Source organism: Glaciihabitans tibetensis (assembly GCF_003003265.1).
Lineage (GTDB): Bacteria > Actinomycetota > Actinomycetes > Actinomycetales > Microbacteriaceae > Glaciihabitans > Glaciihabitans tibetensis.
Map to the genome: position 1 here is coordinate 1 of NZ_PVTL01000003.1, position 17843 is coordinate 17843.

Annotated in this window: 16 protein-coding genes; 9 read left to right on the forward strand and 7 right to left on the reverse strand. The window is 66.3% G+C overall.

Annotated elements, in window-relative coordinates:
• A partial coding sequence (locus tag B0I08_RS05985; protein ID WP_146134307.1) for an HNH endonuclease signature motif containing protein occupies window positions 1-417 on the forward strand: 417 nt, incomplete at its 5' end.
• A 67-nt stretch (window positions 418-484) separates the two neighbouring features.
• Here B0I08_RS05985 and B0I08_RS05990 read toward each other — a convergent pair.
• From B0I08_RS05990 to B0I08_RS06000, 3 genes are all read right to left on the reverse strand, one after another.
• The gene (locus B0I08_RS05990; protein WP_106210877.1) at window positions 485-862 is read right to left on the reverse strand and encodes a hypothetical protein; all 378 of its coding nucleotides are present in this window, start codon (window positions 860-862) and stop codon (window positions 485-487) included.
• Window positions 863-939: 77 nt separating this feature from the next.
• On the reverse strand, window positions 940-1635 hold the full coding sequence (locus B0I08_RS05995) for a phosphoribosyltransferase (RefSeq protein ID WP_106210879.1): 696 nt from the start codon (window positions 1633-1635) through the stop codon (window positions 940-942).
• Between the two features lie 26 nt (window positions 1636-1661).
• Entirely contained in the window at window positions 1662-4277 is a 2616-nt protein-coding gene (locus B0I08_RS06000) for a beta-glucosidase (protein WP_106210881.1), read from the reverse strand.
• Window positions 4278-4692: 415 nt separating this feature from the next.
• Between B0I08_RS06000 and B0I08_RS06005 the strand changes: the two genes are divergently transcribed.
• From B0I08_RS06005 to B0I08_RS06035, 7 genes are all read left to right on the forward strand, one after another.
• Window positions 4693-5076 carry a DUF7882 family protein gene (locus tag B0I08_RS06005; RefSeq protein ID WP_181243265.1) on the forward strand — a complete coding sequence of 128 codons (384 nt, stop codon included), beginning with the start codon at window positions 4693-4695 and terminating at the stop codon, window positions 5074-5076.
• A 510-nt stretch (window positions 5077-5586) separates the two neighbouring features.
• Window positions 5587-5901: a hypothetical protein gene (locus B0I08_RS06010; RefSeq protein ID WP_106210883.1), complete on the forward strand. Its 315-nt coding sequence runs from the start codon at window positions 5587-5589 to the stop codon at window positions 5899-5901.
• Window positions 5902-6045: 144 nt separating this feature from the next.
• A complete protein-coding gene (locus B0I08_RS06015; RefSeq protein ID WP_106210885.1) occupies window positions 6046-7035 on the forward strand; it encodes a Gfo/Idh/MocA family protein in 990 nt (329 codons plus the stop codon).
• Between the two features lie 25 nt (window positions 7036-7060).
• Window positions 7061-8632 carry a D-alanyl-D-alanine carboxypeptidase/D-alanyl-D-alanine endopeptidase gene (gene dacB, locus B0I08_RS06020; RefSeq protein ID WP_146134327.1) on the forward strand — a complete coding sequence of 524 codons (1572 nt, stop codon included), beginning with the start codon at window positions 7061-7063 and terminating at the stop codon, window positions 8630-8632.
• Between the two features lie 16 nt (window positions 8633-8648).
• Window positions 8649-10703, forward strand: coding sequence for an aldehyde dehydrogenase family protein (locus B0I08_RS06025; protein WP_106211565.1), 2055 nt, complete (start codon window positions 8649-8651; stop codon window positions 10701-10703).
• A gap of 7 nt (window positions 10704-10710) precedes the next feature.
• Window positions 10711-11388 (forward strand): hypothetical protein, encoded by a 678-nt coding sequence (locus B0I08_RS06030; RefSeq protein WP_106210889.1) that lies wholly within the window; start codon window positions 10711-10713, stop codon window positions 11386-11388.
• Between the two features lie 20 nt (window positions 11389-11408).
• The gene (locus B0I08_RS06035) at window positions 11409-12218 is read left to right on the forward strand and encodes a TrmH family RNA methyltransferase (protein WP_106210891.1); all 810 of its coding nucleotides are present in this window, start codon (window positions 11409-11411) and stop codon (window positions 12216-12218) included.
• A 35-nt stretch (window positions 12219-12253) separates the two neighbouring features.
• Here the strand turns inward: B0I08_RS06035 and B0I08_RS06040 are convergent, their stop codons facing one another.
• The 4 genes from B0I08_RS06040 to B0I08_RS06055 form a co-directional block, all read right to left on the reverse strand.
• Complete coding sequence (locus B0I08_RS06040; RefSeq protein WP_106210893.1) at window positions 12254-12805, reverse strand: hypothetical protein; 552 nt, start codon at window positions 12803-12805, stop codon at window positions 12254-12256.
• A 169-nt stretch (window positions 12806-12974) separates the two neighbouring features.
• Window positions 12975-14903: an ABC transporter ATP-binding protein gene (locus B0I08_RS06045; RefSeq protein ID WP_106210895.1), complete on the reverse strand. Its 1929-nt coding sequence runs from the start codon at window positions 14901-14903 to the stop codon at window positions 12975-12977.
• Between the two features lie 301 nt (window positions 14904-15204).
• Window positions 15205-15702, reverse strand: a complete 498-nt coding sequence (locus tag B0I08_RS06050; RefSeq protein ID WP_106210897.1) for an SRPBCC family protein — start codon at window positions 15700-15702, stop codon at window positions 15205-15207.
• Between the two features lie 23 nt (window positions 15703-15725).
• Window positions 15726-16130: an ArsR/SmtB family transcription factor gene (locus tag B0I08_RS06055; RefSeq protein ID WP_106211567.1), complete on the reverse strand. Its 405-nt coding sequence runs from the start codon at window positions 16128-16130 to the stop codon at window positions 15726-15728.
• A gap of 112 nt (window positions 16131-16242) precedes the next feature.
• Between B0I08_RS06055 and B0I08_RS06060 the strand changes: the two genes are divergently transcribed.
• On the forward strand, window positions 16243-17808 hold the full coding sequence (locus tag B0I08_RS06060) for a PucR family transcriptional regulator (protein ID WP_106210899.1): 1566 nt from the start codon (window positions 16243-16245) through the stop codon (window positions 17806-17808).
• The last annotated feature ends 35 nt before the right edge of the window (window positions 17809-17843 follow it).

Genomic DNA, 17843 nt, shown 5'->3' on the forward strand with positions numbered 1-17843 from the left:
CTCAGCACCATCGAGGAACTCGCCTGCACCGACGGCATCCGCCCCGTCCTCCTCGGACGCAGCGGAGAGGTCCTCTACCTCGGGCCCAAACCGCGACTATTCAGTAAATCCCAACGCAAAAGCATGAGCGTCCGCGGCGGCGGGTTCTGCGACTGGACCGGATGCACCACACCCTCCCGCCAATGCGACGCCCACCACGTGATCCCCTGGTCCCGAGGCGGAAAAACAGACATCAACAACGGTGTCCTGCTCTGCCCCGAACATCACCGACAAATCCACAGATCTGCCTTCACCATCAAAATGGTCAACGGCAAACCCTTCCTCCTCGCACCCCGATGGTTAGACCCAACCCAAACCATGCGCGCCCTCGGCAAAGCCCGCTACACCACCCGCAACACCAACCACATGAACAGATAAGACGTGCGCAGGTAGGTGTGCGCACGCTGACCCGCAGACGGCGGCCTGCCGAAAGCTGCGGCCAGACCTAGAGTGCCTTGGCCACCTCGGCGGTGAACGATTCGAGGTCGCTGAGTGCACCTGACCTGCGTATGGTCTGACGGTCTTTCGACGCGCTAATCAGATCAAGCAGGTCGTCCTGTACCTCGATCGTCACCCACGAGTCGGCGGCCGACCAGTCGAGTACGATCGCACCGTTTTCCTTCGGCGTCATGTCCGGGCACCCCGCGCGCGGGGTGATCGCCTCGGCGACCGCGATCGTGTTGGCTACGGTCAACTCGGACGGGGCCCACAACTGGCCCTCCGATTCCCTGGCCCAGTCGTGCACCGCGGCGATCAGGTCGTTCAGCTTGAGGAGCGCGCGGATCTCTTTCATGGGCAGCGCGCCGGTTTCGGGGAAGCTCATTTCGGTCCTCACAATCCTGGGGTATCGGAACCGACGGTTCGGGTCGGACGTTAGGGCGGGCGCAAACGCTCCGCGCCTCAATTCTCCGCCTGTGGAGGCGGCACCACAAATGTCGCAGCACGGTCCAGCAGCGCGAGCACTTCGTCGTCGGTGGTTGCCCTGAAGTCACCGTAGTGGTATCCGACGGCGAAGAAGCTATCCGGGGTGCTCACGCACTCGACGGCGTCGGCCTCGACGATCTCGGCCAGCGCCTCCCTCGGGGCAACCGGGGTGGCGACCACCACGCGGGCGGCGCCGAGTTGCCGGGCGACCGCGCACGCTACCCGGGCCGTCGCCCCGGTAGCAACACCATCGTCGACGATGATCGCGGTGCGGCCCCGGAGGTCGCTCCGGGGCCGGCCGCTGCGGAGGCGACGAACGCGATCCTCGAGCTCGGCCCGCTCGGCCTTTTCGAGAGCCTCGACCTGACCGGGGCTCACCCCGGCGTAGGCCATCAGGGGACGATCGACGACGCGGGCACCGCCTTCGCCGATCGCCCCCATCGCCACCTCCGGCTGAAGCGGGAGCCCCAGCTTGCGCACAACAATCACGTCCAGCGGGAGGTGGAGGGCCGACGCGACCTCGAACGCCACGGGGATACCGCCGCGTGGGAGGCCGAGCACAACGGCCGTGCTGTCACGGAACGGCTCGAGTTTGCGGGCAAGCTGGCGTCCGGCCTCCGCGCGGTCGCGGAATACCGTGTCTGCCTGCCCGTGAAATCGAGTGCGTTCCATGGCGGATGTCTCCTCTCAGGTCACCCTCAGCGCACAATCATGCTGCCAATGGGAACCGCCGACGTGACCGAGTTGCCGAGGTACAGCTGTACCGTGCCCCTTGGGGTGACGAAGCGATCCTCATCGGCGTTCCAGTACGCGAAGGACAGCGGGTCGAGGTCGATGGAGGCATTGCGTGCCCCACCCGGATCAACCGTCACCTTCGCCCACCCGGCCAGAGCTCGCTCCGGAGAATCAGCGACGCCCGGCAGCGGCCCGGTATAAACCTGCACCACCTCGGCTCCGGTGCGTTGACCGGTATTGGTCACCCGCGCCTGAACCTTGAGCGGACCCTCCCGGAGCAGACCGTCCTGCCCGACCGGCACCGACCGCGGAACCGCCAACGCTTCGCTGGTGAACGAGGTGTACGAGAGCCCATAACCGAAGGGGTACTTCGGCTGGAGATCCTGGTTCGCGTACCCCTTATAGCCGACGTGGATACCCTCGCTGTACTGGGTGTCGACTCCCACGCCCGGGAACTGCTCAACGGTGCTGGTAGGCATCTGCTGCTCGTTCTGCGGGAAGGTCACCGGCAGGTGACCCGACGGGTTGACGTCGCCAAACAGGATGCGCGCGATCGCGGCGCCCTGCTGCTGTCCGCCGTACCAGGCCTGCAGGATCGCTCCCACCTCCTGGTCCCACGGATCGATCTGCACCGGCCCGCCCGTGGCGAGCACCACGATGGTGTTCGGGTTCGCCCGCGCCACCGCTCGGATCAGATCATCCTGACCCTGCGGGAGGGTGAGCGTGGGCTTGTCTGCGCCCTCGGTGGCGAGGTCGCGCACAACTACGACCGCGGCATCCGACTGCGCTGCAAGGTCCGCGGCAGCCCGCGCCTGCTCGGCAACAAACTCCGCAGGGGGAACCCAGCCGAACTTGATCTGTGACCCACCATCCGGTCCGGTCGGCACATCGTGCTCGTACTCAATCCGCACGTCGTGGGTCTCTCCTGCTCGCATCGTGACGTCCCAGGTGTTGGTCGCGAAGTCCGCCGCATCGGAAACCTCGATGACCTGGGTGCCATCGATGTACAGGCGCGCGCTGCCCTCGGCACCGAGGGAGAACTGGTAGCTTCCATCGACGGGAGCGGTGAGGCTGCTGGTCCAGAGGGCGGACGCTTCTCCGTTGTAGGCGGAGTCAGTCTCGGGCAGTTTCGGCGACTGGGCGTTGAACGCGGGCAGGGCGACGAAGCCCATCCTGAGAGCCGCAAAGGGTTCTACGCGATTAATGCCGGGTTCACCGTCACGGGTCAGGTTGGTCCAGTATTGCGCGGTCAATCCCGCCGAACCTCCTCCCGCCGTGGTCAGCACGTCCGAGGGGACCGGCTCGGGTCCCGGCAACAGCGAGGCGCCGTTACCGATCGGGTCGGTGCCCTGCGAGTACTCCACGTCGACCGATGGTCCGACCCGGTCGCGAATGCCCTGCAGGGGTGACACGCTCGTCGTGCCCTTGACCAGCGAAGAACCACCGCCGGCAACATCGGTGTCTGCGTCTGCACCGATCACGGCGATCTTGCCCACTCCGCGCACGTTCAAAGGAAGCTGTCCGGCGTTTTTGAGCAGCACCATCGAGTTCTCAGCGATGCGCTGGGAGGTGGCCGCGTGGGCGCTCTCGTTGAACCCGTTCGTGTTCACCAGCTGGTCGAACAGGCCCAGTGCGAACATCGGCTTCAGGATGCGCAGCACCCGCACGTCGACCTCGTCTTCGCTGATGGTGCCATCGTTCACCAGGTCGAGCAGGGTCTGGCCGTAGTGGAAGTTCGACGGCTGCTCCTGGTCGAGTCCGGCTTCCCACGACTCGAGCGTTGTGTGGGTTGCGTTGTAGTCGCTCATCACAAAGCCATCGAAGCCCATCTGCTCGCGCAGGATTGTGGTGAGCAACTCGGGGTTCTCACAGGCCCAGATGCCGTTGATTTTGTTGAAGGCACACATGGCGCTGGCAGGGTGACCGTCCTTCACTGCCTTCGCGATCGGGCGGTTGAACACCTCCTGATATGCACGCTCCGAGACAACGGCATTGCCGCCCACGAGGCGGTTAGCCTCCTGGTTGTAGGCCGAAAGGTGTTTGATGTCGGCGAGCACCGGATTCGTCTGGATTCCGGTGATCTGTCGGGATGCCATCACACCGGACAGCATCGGATCTTCGCCGAAGGCCTCGAAGCCACGGCCCGCCCGGGGGTCGCGGAAGATGTCGGCGGCGGGGGACAGGAACACATTGTGCCCCGTGGTGAACGCCTCGTTGCCCGCGGTGCGTCCAAACTCCTCCGCGAGGTCGCCGCTCCACGCCGCCGCAAGAGCGATTGGGGCGGGCATCGCCGTAGCGCCACCCTCGTTGACGTCCTGGTTGGCAACGCGCACCCCAGCGGGGCCATCGGCCATGGTGAGGGCGGGAATACCCAGGCGCTCGATCGGAGCGTTGTAGAAGCCGTAGTCGAAGCTGACTTCCCCGTGGAGCATGTCGATCTTCTCCTCGAGGGTCATGCGGTCGAGCAGTTCCTCCGCCCGTCGTTGCGCGGAGCGGGAATCGTTCCAGTCGGCTGCCATCGCGGCCGAGGCGGGAATGGTCAGGGCGGTTATGGTGAGAACGGCGATGCCGGCACGCACAATGCGCCGCCTCCGCCGTGAGTGAAGCGCGTGTGATTCCTGTATTTGATGCACGGAAATGTCCCCTCAGCGTCGTTGCTTGGATCCGGCGAGATACGTCGATCATGGCCCCCATTTGGGGGGTATACAGAAAGGTTAGGCACGCCCCCGCGGGGTGGGTCAAGAACTTTCTTCTATTCGACAGCTGTTGGACGCCCCAAACTGGGGGTGAGAGATGTTGACCAGTGCGTTGCGTAAGAAATTCTCGCCTTGTAGGTTCTAGGTCAATCCGAATAACTACCCGACGGGCCACCCACTAAATCCTGTTGTGGTGCGCCCCAGTGTCGAGGCGGCCTGCCCGCGTCGCCAGCCGCAATGGCTGGCGGATCGGCTGGCTCCCGTCACGATGCACAGCGCGCGCGTGAAAGGGAAGCTCATGGGACGTTTACTGTACGGAGACTCCGGTCTCATAGTCGAGTTCGACGACCGGACGCTGATGCACGTTCATCTGGTGATTGGTGCGAAACTTCGCCGACGCGAGGCATTCTTCTTCACCTGGAAGGATGACCCGGCCGCGGGCAGCGGTCGGAGCAGTATCTGGCTGGACAGCTCGATTCCGCTCTACTTCAAGTTCGCGTCGAACGTGCGCCACCCGGTCAATCGGGAGTGGCTCGAAGCTCTCACCGCGTCGGCCAACCAGCCGCAGGGCATGCACCTCCTCCCGGAACCCTCGGCGGCTTCGCCCGGAGTGACAGTGTCGCCCGGGGTGCAGTTGCCGCTCGCTCACACCACCCAGATGCCCGCAAGATCGCGGCGGTAACCCCGCGAGATCGCGGCGGTAAATAAACGCCGAAGCGTCACTAATTTCCTATTGTGTATTGGAAGTTACGCGCCTACTATCAATTCCCAGAACGTGGTTGCCGGGGAGGCGGCTCGTTTCGGGCACGGCTTCGGAAGGCTCGCCAGGGTGGCGGCGCGGGGTCGCGCCTCTCGGGTGATGATGAAAAAACGTGTAGCGATATGGTGCGCCGTGCTGTCGGCCGCGTTGGTCGCCGGTTTACCTGGTGCAGGGTGGATGCCGGCGGCCCATGCTGCGGCGCCTACGAGCCAGTCGGTGGGCGCAGTTCGCGCGTCCGCGGCGCTGGCGAGCGGATGCGCCGCGGGTGACGCCGGCGTCGGGTACGGAGCAGCGCCTTCTCTGGTATCGGGGGGTGGGGTAGCGGGCACGACCAGTGCCGACCTCGCTGCCTTTGGTGCGCGGTTCAACGCGATTCGAGCCAGTGCGTGTCTTCCGCCGATACCACCGTCGAATATCCGGTACGACGACTGTTTGCAGCAGCGCCTGTTCTGGGTCGCGGAGGATCCGAGCACCAACCGAGGCAGTGCGTGGGGGCATCAGCCCACGCGCAGCGACGGAGCCGCCGTCGTCGGCTGCGATGGCAACCTCGCGGGCGGCAGCGGGTATACGGGAGCAACCGCCGCCGACCGGTGGTGGCAATCGCCGTCCCATCAACAGTCGCTCTACCGGCCCGCCTCAACAGCGAACGCCGCGTCCATCTGCATCGGATTTGCGATGACCCACGGCGGCCTGCCGAATGAACCGGCGAGCTTCGCGCGCGCCGCCGCCGTGCGCTACGCGTGCTGAACCACTACCCGTGCTGACCCGCGCGCGCTGACTAGGCCGTGCTGACCCGGCCGTGCTGACTAGGCCGTGCTGACCCGGCCGTGCTGACCAGCGGCAGTGGCTAGCATTAGCTCGGCGCCCAGAACGGTCTGGGCAGACGGGCGGATGACGGTGGCAGAAACAATCGGCTGGGGAATCCTCGGCACGGGCTCGATCGCGAACATGTTCGCCACTGACCTTGTGGAAAACGGTTTCACGATCGCGGCGGTCGGTTCGCGGTCTCAGACCACGGCAAACGACTTCGCCGCGACGTACAACATTCCGGCCGCCTACGGCAGCTACGAAGAGCTTGTCGCCGATCCCACCGTGCAGGCGATCTACGTCTCGACGCCGCACCCGTTCCACGCGGAGAACGCCGCGCTCGCGCTGAACGCGGGCAAGCATGTGCTGGTGGAGAAGCCGTTCACGCTCAACGCGGCGGAGGCTCGCACCGTGGTCGAGCTCGCGGAGTCACGCGGTCTTGTCGTGCTTGAGGCGATGTGGACGCGGTGGCTTCCGCACATGGTGCGCCTGCGCGAGGTCATCGCCGAGGGGCTCATCGGTGAGGTGCGCACGCTGCTCGCCGACCACAACCAGATGCTGTCGACCGATCCGGCCAGCCGCATCAACGCCATCGCGCTCGGCGGCGGAGCGCTCCTCGACCTCGGAATTTACCCGGTCTCTTTCGCCTGGGACATCCTGGGCGAGCCGAGCTCCATCGCTGCCATCTCCAGTCCGACCGCAACCGGTGTTGACCGGCAGACCGCGATCATGCTCGGCTATCCCGACGGAAAGCAGGCCGTGCTGCACACCGCCCTCGACACGCGTGGACCCAACACCGCATCGGTGCTGGGCACCCAGGGCTGGATCGAGATCGCCGGCATCTGGTACACCCCCACCAGCTTCGTCGTCTACAACAGCGAGAACGAGGTGATCGAGGGCTTCGAGGTCGACGTGGTGAGCCGCGGCATGCAGTACCAGGCGTGGGAGATGGAGAGACTGATCGCCTCCGGCGCGACCGCGGGCACGGTGCTGCCGCCGGCAGAAAGTGTCGCAATCATGGAGACCCTTGATGCGATACGAGCCGCGATCGGCCTGCGTTACCCAGGGGAGTAAAACCACGGCCGGTACTATAGACGGCGTGACCGAACCAGACGATGACCAGAATCGCCCGGTAACACCCCGGGCAAATCCTGCCCCGGTGTGGCCGAGCACGAGCGACGATCACGGTCGTGGCGCTCCGCTGGCTCCCCGTCGGTTCGCCCTCACCGCCGCGGAACTGTCGGCCGATTACCCCTCGTTCGACGCCAATGACGGCGATCTGCCGCGCGTCAGCTTTTTCGCCAAGCACCGGCTCGCCGTGCGGATCACCGCTCTGGTTGTGGTGTTTCTGCTGCTGGTCGCCGGTGCCGCCGCCCTCGGCTACACGGCGGGGCAGGAAGCCGCCGCCAACGTGCCCGCGCCGGTCGAGCCCGCGCGTGCTGTGCCCGCGATCGTTCCCGCCGCCGTGCCCGTGCGCACGTGCAGCGTCAGCGGCGCGGCCACCGCCGCGCAATTGGGCACGCTGCACGCTCAGGTCACGCGCGCCGACAACGGTGAGGTGCTGTTTTCCCGCCTGCCCGACGCCGTACTGCAGCCAGGTTCAGCCGCTGCCGTGATCACGGCAGCGGCGGCGGTCGCAAAGCTGGGCGCCGACTTTCAGCTGACCACGACCGTCGTCGACAGCACGACGCCCGGCACGATCGTGCTGGTCGGGCGCGGCGACGCAACGCTGTCGTCATTACCCGAGGGCCAGCAGAGCGTCTACGCGGACGCTCCGTCGATGAGCACGCTCGCCGCGGCAACGCTCACGACCTACCAGGCCGCGCACCCCGACGTTCCGATTACCAACGTCGTGCTTGACGCCACCTACTGGGACAAGGCCGATCGCTGGAACAGTGGCTGGGACCGCGACCTGCAGACCGGCGGAACACTGTCTGAGGTGACGGCCCTGCAGGTCGACGGCGACCGAGCCGATCCGACCGCGCAGACGAGTGCCCGCAGCACCGATCCCATCGGTCGCGCCGGTGAGGTGTTTGTGCAGGCGCTCGGGCTCAACCCCGATGCGATCACGGTGAGCGAGGGGGCGGCCGAGACCGGAGCGCCCGTGCTCGCCGAGGTGAGCTCCCAGCCCCTGTCGACGCTCGTGGGGCAGATGCTGCTCCAGAATGACGCGACCCTCGCCGAGATGCTCGCGCGGGTGCTGTCGGTGGAGTCCGAGTTCAGTGGCTCGGCCGCGTCGCTGCAGCAGGCGATTCCGCAGGCGCTGCAGGGACTCGGCCTCGCCACCGGCGAGTTGACGGTGCGGGACGGTTCGGGCCTCAGCCGCGACAATTCCGTCTCCGCCCAATTTATGGCGAGCGTGATGGCCGCGGTCGCCTCCAACGAGGCCGTCGCGACGGTTCTGACGTCACTCAGCGTCGCCGGCGAGACCGGAACCCTCGCGGCCCGGTTCGCCGACGACAGCGCCCCCGCCGTCGGAGCGATCTCCGGTGTCGCAGGATCCCTCGACGGCAGCCGTTCCCTCGCCGGGGTAATCAGCGCGCCAGACGGTACCGTGCTCAGCTTCTCGCTCATCGCCGTCGGCGGGGGTGTGGCAGACGACGCCGACGCCGCCCTCGACACTCTGGCCGCGTCGCTGTACGGCTGCGGAAATAACCTGTCCAACTTCTAACTCCCGGATGGTCTCCATGGTGCACGCACTGCTCATCGTCGATGTTCAGAACGACTTCACCGAGGGTGGAGCCCTCGGGGTGAACGGGGGCGCAGCGGTTGCCCGTTCCATCACCGAGTTCCTTCGCGCTCATCCGGACCGGTACGACGTTGTCATCGCCTCCCGCGACTGGCACGACGCAGACAACACCAACGGCGGACACTTCGCTTCCGATTCGCCCCCCGACTTCGTCGAGACGTGGCCGCGGCACTGCGTTGCGGGCACCTCTGGAGCCGAGTATCACCCCGAGCTCGATGCATCGCTCGTCGACATCCACGTCAAAAAGGGTCAGGGAAAACCCGCCTATTCGCTCTTTGAGGGGGTGACGGATGACTCGGTGCCGGTCACCGAGACCCTCGACTCCCTGGGCGTCACCGACATCGACGTTGTGGGTATCGCCACGGACTACTGCGTGCGCGCCTCCGCACTCGACGCGCTCGCCAGCCGCGACCCCGACGGGCGGCAGCGCCACGTGCGCGTCTTCGCCGACCTGGTCGCGGGGGTCGCACAGGCCACGAGCGTCGCCGCGCTTGCCGAGCTGGAGGAAGTCGGGGTCGAGGTGGGGTCGAGCAACGAGACATCCGTTGTGAACAACGTTCCTTCCCAGCTGTTCATCGGGGGTGCGTGGGTCGATTCGGTAGCGGGCGGCACGTTTGACGTGTGCGATCCGGCGACCGGCCGGGTGATCAAGTCGATCGCGGACGCGACTGCGGAGGATGCCGCGCTGGCGATGGATGCTGCAGCCTCGGCTCAGGCCGGTTGGGCGGCCACGGCGCCCCGGGTGCGCGGCGAGATCCTTCGGACGGCATTCGACCTGCTGCAGGAGCGCGCCGACGAGTTCGCGCTGCTGATGACGCTCGAGATGGGCAAGCCGGTCGCCGAAGCCCGCGGTGAAGTGACCTACGGCGGTGAGTTTCTGCGCTGGTTCAGCGAGGAGGCCGTGCGGATCAGCGGGCGCTACGGGGTGAACCCCGAGGGCACCGGGCGCACCATTGTGACGCACGTGCCGGTCGGCCCGTCGTATCTGATCACTCCGTGGAACTTTCCGCTGGCGATGGCGACCCGCAAGATCGCCCCGGCGCTCGCGGCCGGCTGCACGGTCATCATCAAACCGGCCGAGCTGACCCCGCTGACCACGCTCGCCATGGTGAAGCTGTTGCAGGACGCCGGGGTGCCCGCCGGGGTGGTCAACGTGCTCACCAGCACCGACAGCAAGGGAGTCTCCGCACCGATCCTCGAAGACGCGCGCCTGCGCAAGCTCAGCTTCACGGGCTCCACCCCGGTCGGAGTGAGCCTGCTGAAGCAGGCCGCGGACCGGGTGTTGCGCACCTCGATGGAGCTCGGCGGCAACGCTCCGTTCCTCGTGTTCGAGGATGCCGACCTCGACAGGGCGGTGGACGGCGCAATGCAGGCGAAGTTCCGCAACATCGGCCAGGCCTGCACCGCCGCGAACCGCTTTCTCGTGCACGAGTCGGTCGCCGCCGAGTTCGCCGAGCGGGTCACCGCCCGCGTGCGCGAGCTGCGGGTGGGCCGCGGCACCGAGTCGGGGGTGAGCATCGGGCCGCTGATCAACGAGGCCGCGATCGAGAAGGCCGACGCCCTGGTGCGTGACGCGGTGAACCGCGGCGCGACCGTGCTCATCGGCGGAAACCGCGTCGACCGGGAGGGCACCTTCTACGCGCCGACGGTTCTCACGGGGGTGACCGCGGGCAGCGACATCCTCAGCCAGGAAATATTTGGCCCGGTGCTGTCAATCAGCGAATTTACGGATGAAGCGGATGCCGTGGCGCAGGCCAACGACACCGAGTACGGCCTGGTTGGCTACGTTTTCACGCGCGATCTGGCACGGGGGCAGCGGCTGATCGAGAGCCTGCAGACCGGCATGATGGGACTCAACGTGGGGGTCGTGTCGAACGCCGGCGCCCCCTTCGGCGGGGTCAAGCAGTCGGGCCTCGGCCGTGAGGGTGGCCTCGAGGGAATCCACGAGTACCTGGAAACGAAGTACGTGCTCACGCCGGATCCGTTCGCGTGAGCGCCGGATGAGTTACGACTCCGTTCCGCCCCCTGACTCGACCACCCTCGCCGACATCGCCACGCCCGTGGATGTCTCCGCGCGTTCGACCTCGGGGCGCACGATGGTGCTCGCGCTGCTGGGCGCCGCGGTGGTGCTCGCGGCCGTGGTGATTGGCATCGGCTGGTTCGTCGGCGCGATCGCCCATTCGGAGGCGGGATTCTGTGGCCGTGGCTCGGCGCCTTGCACCAGCCTCAGCGCGAACAGCGTCGAAGAGTATGCCGGCGTCGACCTGCCCGACGGCGCCACGATCACGGAGGGGTATTACCTCGACTGGACCACGTCAATGGTGCGCACCGAGACGCCAGAAGAGGCGCGTTTCTCTGCGGTGGTGCGCCTTCCCGAGGGAGCGGAGCCGCTCACGCTCGGGTCCTTGTACGGCGACGCGGGTGCAGGCGACGCGGGTGCTGGCGACGCCGGTGCAGGCGACGCCGGTGCCAGCGACGGCGGCGGCGCGGACCAGGTTCCGGCAGACGTGGTCTCGCGCTGGGAGGAGGAACTCGACGACATCGTCTACTCCTCGCGTCTCGACGACAACGACCCGACCGATCCGCTGGTCCGTACCGTCCTCCGGGGTGTCGACGGCAGCGGCCGGCTCGTTTACGAGTTCACGGCGGTTCCCGCCGCGCGCGCAGGCGAGCGTTGAGCGGGCAGACTGGGAGCACCATGCCCGTCTTCACCATCACCGACCTCGCCGACTCGCGTCTCGTCGACTATGCCCACCAGACGGATGTCGCGCTGAAGAAGGCCCGCGGCACCGAACACGGCCTGTACCTCGCCGAGTCCCTGCTCGTCTTCGAGCGGGCGCTGCGGGCCGGACACCGGCCGCGGTCAGTGCTGTCGCTCGGGGGATCGGTGGATGACGCGCTGGAGCTGCTCCGCCGCTACGACGCACAGGACACCCCGGTGTTCTCCGGCCCCGCCGCCCTGCTCGAGGAACTCACCGGCTACGTGCTGCACCGCGGCCTGATCGCCTCGATGCACCGCCCGGCGCTTCCCGATCCGTCCGCGCTGCTGGCGTCGGCCCGCCGCATCGTGGTGCTCGAGAACGTGTCGGATCCGACCAACGTCGGCGCGATCTTCCGTTCCGTCGCCGCGATCGGTGCCGATGCCGTGCTCGTCACCCCGCGCTGCTCGGACCCGTTCTACCGCCGCGCCATCCGCGTGAGCATGGGGACGGTGCTGCAGGTTCCGTGGACCCGGGTCGGAGAGTGGGATGTCACCCGCCGCTCGCTCACCGAGGCAGGTTTCCACATCGCCGCACTGGCGCTCACGGACGAAGCGGTCGACCTGCGAGGTTTCGCCGCCACAGCTCCCGACCGGGTGGCCCTGGTGCTCGGCGCGGAGGGGGACGGGCTCACGGCAGAGGCCATTGCCGCCGCTCATACCGTGGTGCAGATTCCGATGGCCCACGGCATCGACAGCCTCAACGTCGCGGCGACAGCGGCCGTGGCGATGTACGCGCTCGCGCTGTAGAGGGCATTACGCTCGGGCTGCAGCGCGCGTCGACGTCAGCTGAACCCCAGGCGGAAGCGCCATTGTGCGAAGAACTGAGGAACCATCCAGCGCAGGTCCGAGGTGTACACGGCATATCCGGCAAAGAAGAGCACCGTGAATACCCCGACCGCGATGAACGCGGTCCGGAACGGGTGCGCCTCCCACCACGCGACGGCGAGGGGATAACGGGCGCGAATGGCCAAGGAATTGATCGGTTTTTCGATCACGACGGGCTCCTGGCCCGTCGCCGCGACGAGGCTGCGCATCTGCGTGCGGGTCCACTGCTGATCGGTTGCGCGGACAACCAGCCGGCCAGCGGAGTCCAATACGAAGACGTTCTCGGTCGTCGGAGCCATAAAGGCCATCAGTGATCGAACCGACAGCACGGTGCCGATGTCGGAGACCGCCACCGTCGTTGTTCTGCCGAACATGGTGGTGCGCGACAGCTCTCCATCGCCGAAGTCGATCCGGGTGTTGCGGAAATACAGCAAGATCCCGATACCGATGACAGCGAGCAGAACAATGAGGGCGACGAACACGCCGACCGGAGCGTCGCGCTGGCGCACGAAGAGGAATACCAGCAGCGGTAGGAGGATGACCGCGTTAGCGCCGATGGCCTTGCGGTATGCCGACGTGGACGGACGGATCGTTTCACTGGCGATGAGGTTCCCCCGGTAGGTGCTCGGTCTGATGATCAGTCACGTATGGATCACCCTAATGCGACCAACACGCCGACTACACGAGCAGCTGGTGCTTCGCGAGCTCCTTGTACAGGGGGGTAGAGACGACGAGTTCGGAGTGCGTGCCGACGCCGATGACCCGTCCGTGGTCGAGCACCACAATCTGGTCGGAGTCCACCACGGTCGACAGGCGGTGCGCGATCACGATCAGGGTGCGGTTCTCGGCGACGGCGTCGATGGCTTCGCGCAGCATCTGTTCGTTGAGCCCGTCGAGCGACGAGGTGGATTCGTCGAGCAGCAGGATGGGAGGTGCCGACAGCAGAGCGCGGGCGATCGCCAACCGCTGGCGCTCCCCACCCGAGAGCATCACGCCGTCCTCACCGACGGCTGCGCCGAGTCCGAGTTCGTTTCGTTCGAGCACCTCGGTGAGGTTGACGGCGTGGAGTACCGCGACGCACTCCTCGTCGGTGGCATCGGGGGAGGCGAGGGTAAGGTTCTCGCGGATGGTGCCGGCCAGCACGGGGGCGTCCTGTTCGACATACCCGATCTGGGAGCGCAGGTCGGTGCGCTCGAGCCCACGGATGTCAACGCCGCCGAGGCGCACCACACCCTCCGTGGGGTCGTAGAAGCGCTCGATGAGAGCGAGGATGGTGCTCTTTCCCGCTCCGGACGGGCCCACGAGTGCGGTGCGCTGGCCGCGAGGGGCGCTGAAGGAGATGCCGTGCAGCACCGTGCGGTCGTGGGTGTTGGCCGCGTCGGCGTCGATCACGGCGTCGTCGAGAGGAATCGCGAGCACCGTTCCCGCGTCGGTGTCGCGCACCTGAGCGGTGGGCAGGCCGGCGGCGGCTAGCAGCTTCTCTGTCTCGCTTTTGTGCGCGGCGGCGGGATAGGTGAAGACGACGTTCTCGAAGCTGATTGCGTTGTCGCTTTCGATCGCGGCCGCCGCGGTGATGCGCGCGTCGTTGTCGTTCTCCGCGGGCAGGTCGACGATCTCCTGGATCCGTCCGAGCGCGCCGAGCGCCTGGTTGACGGAGTTGATCGCGCCGAATGCCTGCCCGAGCGGCATGATCATCATGAACAGGAACAGAATGAACGCGATGAGTTCTGCGATGGTGAGCTCCCCGGCGGCGACGCGGAATCCGCCGACCCCGAGAACAACGAGCAGTGAGGCCTGCAACGCGATGTTGGCAATCGGCACCACGAGCGACGACACCTTCGCCACCCGCACGCCCATCTCCCACGCGCCCTCGGCGTTCTTCTCCACGACGGCGATCTCGCGGTCGGTCGCGTTGGAGGCGCGCACGGTGCGGATGGCGCTGATCACGCGTTCTACTGAGGCGGCCAGGTCACCGACCTTCTCCTGCTGCATGCGGCTGGCAACGCGGATGCGCCCGGACAGGGTAACCACGCCGACGACCGAAATCGCGATGACCGCGACGGTCAGGCCGAGCAGCACCGGGTCGATGATGAACATGGCGATGAGCGCGCCGAGGAACAGGATCGCCCCGCCGACGGCGTCGACCAGACCCTGGGTGATGACCGCGTAGAGAAGCGTGGTGTCCGAGCCAACCCGCGAGACGAGGTCGCCGGTGCGGCGGGTGTCGAACTCGCTGATCGGCAGCCGCAGCATTCGGCGCACCAGCTGGCGACGGGCCGACAGCACCACGCTGGTTCCGGTGCGCTGGAGCAGGTAGTGCTGAAACCCGCTGAGAACGCCGGAAATGATCACGAGGCCGACGAGGGCCCAGATCAACGAGCCGAGGGCCTCGCCCTCCTGCACGAGTGCGATGACCTGGCTGACCAGCAGCGGTTGCAGCAGTGATGCACCCGCACCCAGGATGCTGAGCAGGATCACCAGCGCGAGCACCGGTTTGTGCTCGCTCAGGTAGGGAAGAAGCTGGGAGAACTTCGCCTTGGGCCCGGTGTCGTCGCCCGAGCCTCCGCGGGACGTTCGCGTGCGACGAGGGGTGGTGCTGGTGCTCATGCTGCGGCTTTCTGAAAATTGCGAAAGGGGGCCGTAAGAAACGCTAACCCACGATCACGCGCGCCGCGTCAATGGCGGCCGTAACGTTCGCGTACGGCCCGGCGGGACACCCCGAGAGCCAGGGCAATGAGCTGCCATGGTGCGCCGGCGTTTCGGCCTGATGGACATGTGGTGGGGATGGTGCGATGAGGCGGATGCCGAGTGCCGCCGGTCACAGCGGTGCGGCCGCACCCCGGGGGATACGACCGCACGGCAACGCTCAACCAGCGAGCTACGAACCAGCGCGCGGCTGAGGGCGCGGCTAGCGCGCGACCGGCTCCAGGAGCAGCTCGTCTATCTGCCCCATGGCATCGCGCATGCCCTCTTCCATCCCCATAGCGAGGACCCGGTTGAACTGCTCCTCGCTGGTGAAGTACGAGGTCGTCGTCATCCGGGTTCCGCCGTCGATGCTCTCGAGCGTGACCACCGCGTGCCCCGGTTCGATCGCGGGATCCGGATCGCCGTTGTCGTCGGCAAACCCGTCGTCGAATTCGAACCGGTGCGGCGCTTCGATTACGGTGATGGTCCACCAGCCCCGCGGTTTCTCGCCTTCAGGGGTGGTCATGTAGTACTTCGACGTTCCGCCCGTCACAAACTCGTGCTGCTCGAACGTGGCCGGATAGTTCGGTGGACCCCACCAGCGCTCCAGCTGCCGCGGGTCTTCCCAGAGTTGCCAGACCCGTTCGACGGTCGCGTCGAATTCGGCAACAAAGGTGAGCGTCAATGCGGTGGTGTCCTTGTCGATGCTGACTACGGTCATGATAATTTTCCTTTCCGGTTGGGTTATTTGTCCGTCTGTTCTTTTGTCGCTTCTTTCGGGTGGTCGTCCGCTGAGAGAATCTGGGCCATTCGCAGCGCGCGCTGGTTCCAGAGGTCTTCGTAGGCCTTGATCAGATGGGATGCCACGCGCAGGGTTGACGGATTGCCGTACACGATTTGCTCCCTTCCACGCTTCTCCTTGGTGACGAGCGACGCGCGCTGGAGCACGGCGACGTGCTTCTGTACTGCGGCGAAGCTCATGGCGTAGTGCTCGGCGAGGGACGAGACGGACTGCTCCCGCTCAATCGTTCGCGCGATGATGTCCCGTCGAGTGGAGTCGGCCAGGGCGTGAAACAGCAGATCCACGTCCGCGTTCTCGATGCGGTCGGCTACTTTGCTGCCCTGCGGTGCTTCGATTCCTACAACCATTTGGTTGTACGTTAGCGCGCTGACTGCGCGCTGCGCAAGGCCCAAATTGTCCGGCCGCCTCCCCGCCCTGGTGCCCGGATAGAATGGGACCCCACGAAACGGGGACTGCAGGATGATATTTGGTGATCTCGTTCACCGGACCGAGCTTGGTATCTCAGTTCTCGCTGCCGCCGACAACGCGCTCGACCGGCAGATCACCGGCGTCTACATCACTGATCTGCCCGATCCTTCCCGATTCATCTCTTCCGGCGACGTGGTGTTGACCAGCGGCCTGTGGGCTCAACGACCCGGAGGGATCGACACCTTCGTCGACGCGCTCGCGCGACAGAAGGTCGCCGCCCTCATTGTGGGACGCATCGAACTCGGCCATATCCCCGATGCGGTTATCGCGGCTTGTCGGGCCAGGCACCTCACCCTGGCCACGATCTCGGAGCGGGTGTCGTTCAAAACGCTTTCGGAAGAAGTCGACCGCGGTCAACCAGATTCCACGTCCGGCATCCTCGCCCGGGGTGTGCGCTTCAATCACCAGCTCACCGAGGTGCTCAGTCACGGCGGCGGAGCGCTCGCCGCACTGCAGCTGTTTCGCGATGAATTCTCGGTTGGCGGCTGGCTGATGGACGATGTGGGAACGGTTGTCGCCGCCGCAGGGACCCAACCGTCGCACTCCCACGTGGGCAAGGTGTGGAATGCCATGGTCGGGCGTACCTCGGACGGCGTTTCCCTGGTTCCCGATGCCGAAGATCGGCCGTTTTCCGTCTGGCCGGTGGGCGCCACCCAACAGGGAGGAGCCGCCGGGTATCTCGTCTGTTGGGGTGATCACCGCACATTCTCTCCGGAGATATCGATCGTTCTCGATGGTCTCCTCGGGGCTCTCCGGATCGAGCTGGAACTGTCCGCTCGCTGGAGGAACGCGCAGCACAATCACGTTGCCGAGCTGGTGCAGGTCCTCGTCGACGATGCCGTGTCGCCGGGCGAGATCTCCGCGCGACTCCGATTGGAGGGCATCGACCCGCAACTTCCGACGAGCGTGGTGGTGGCCACGGTAGAAGACCGAGATTTCCCGCTGACCGCGGTACTTGAGATGGCGTATCGACTGTTCGCGTCAGAGAACCAACGCGTCGTTGGTTGCGTAATCGACCGGCAGGCGATCCTTCTCGTGAGCAATCCGGAGACCGATGTCACGCTCCTGCAGGAGTCGGTGATCCGGGCTGCCGATGACTACCTTCCCCTCCTCAACGGTCGTCAGCTTCGACTGGGTGTGAGCGACCCGACGCCGGGTGTCAGCCAGCTGAGCTCCAGCGTCGCGGTCGCGCGTGACCGCCTGGCGGGTGTGTCCGGGGATGGCCCGGTTGAGATGGTCAGCGCCTCGGCGATGCAGAGCCACCGTGCTCTCCTGCGCATGCTCGGGGAGCGCACCCGGTCATCATTTGCCGCTGAGGTACTGCGCCCGCTGATCGCGTACGACAACAAAAACGGCGGCGACCTTCTGGGAACCCTCCGCGCGTTTTTGGGCAACGGCGGAGCGTGGATGGAAACCGCCCGGCAGCTGCACCTCCACGCCAACACGCTTCGCTACCGCATCGGGCGCATCGAGGAACTCACCGACCGCGACCTGGGAACCATGTCCGACCGGGTCGATTTGTTCCTGGCGCTGGCCTGCACGGACAACCCCGAGTAGCGCCTCGCTGTCTGGCGGGCGATTATTCGCAAGCG

Coding starts and splice junctions, on each gene's coding strand:
- B0I08_RS05990 (WP_106210877.1), bottom strand. CDS start 862: ATGAGCTTCCCCGAAACCGGCGCGCTGCCCATGAAAGAGATCCGCGCG.
- B0I08_RS05995 (WP_106210879.1), bottom strand. CDS start 1,635: ATGGAACGCACTCGATTTCACGGGCAGGCAGACACGGTATTCCGCGAC.
- B0I08_RS06005 (WP_181243265.1), top strand. CDS start 4,693: ATGGGACGTTTACTGTACGGAGACTCCGGTCTCATAGTCGAGTTCGAC.
- B0I08_RS06015 (WP_106210885.1), top strand. CDS start 6,046: ATGACGGTGGCAGAAACAATCGGCTGGGGAATCCTCGGCACGGGCTCG.
- B0I08_RS06025 (WP_106211565.1), top strand. CDS start 8,649: ATGGTGCACGCACTGCTCATCGTCGATGTTCAGAACGACTTCACCGAG.
- B0I08_RS06030 (WP_106210889.1), top strand. CDS start 10,711: ATGAGTTACGACTCCGTTCCGCCCCCTGACTCGACCACCCTCGCCGAC.
- B0I08_RS06035 (WP_106210891.1), top strand. CDS start 11,409: ATGCCCGTCTTCACCATCACCGACCTCGCCGACTCGCGTCTCGTCGAC.
- B0I08_RS06045 (WP_106210895.1), bottom strand. CDS start 14,903: ATGAGCACCAGCACCACCCCTCGTCGCACGCGAACGTCCCGCGGAGGC.
- B0I08_RS06050 (WP_106210897.1), bottom strand. CDS start 15,702: ATGACCGTAGTCAGCATCGACAAGGACACCACCGCATTGACGCTCACC.
- B0I08_RS06055 (WP_106211567.1), bottom strand. CDS start 16,130: ATGGTTGTAGGAATCGAAGCACCGCAGGGCAGCAAAGTAGCCGACCGC.
- B0I08_RS06060 (WP_106210899.1), top strand. CDS start 16,243: ATGATATTTGGTGATCTCGTTCACCGGACCGAGCTTGGTATCTCAGTT.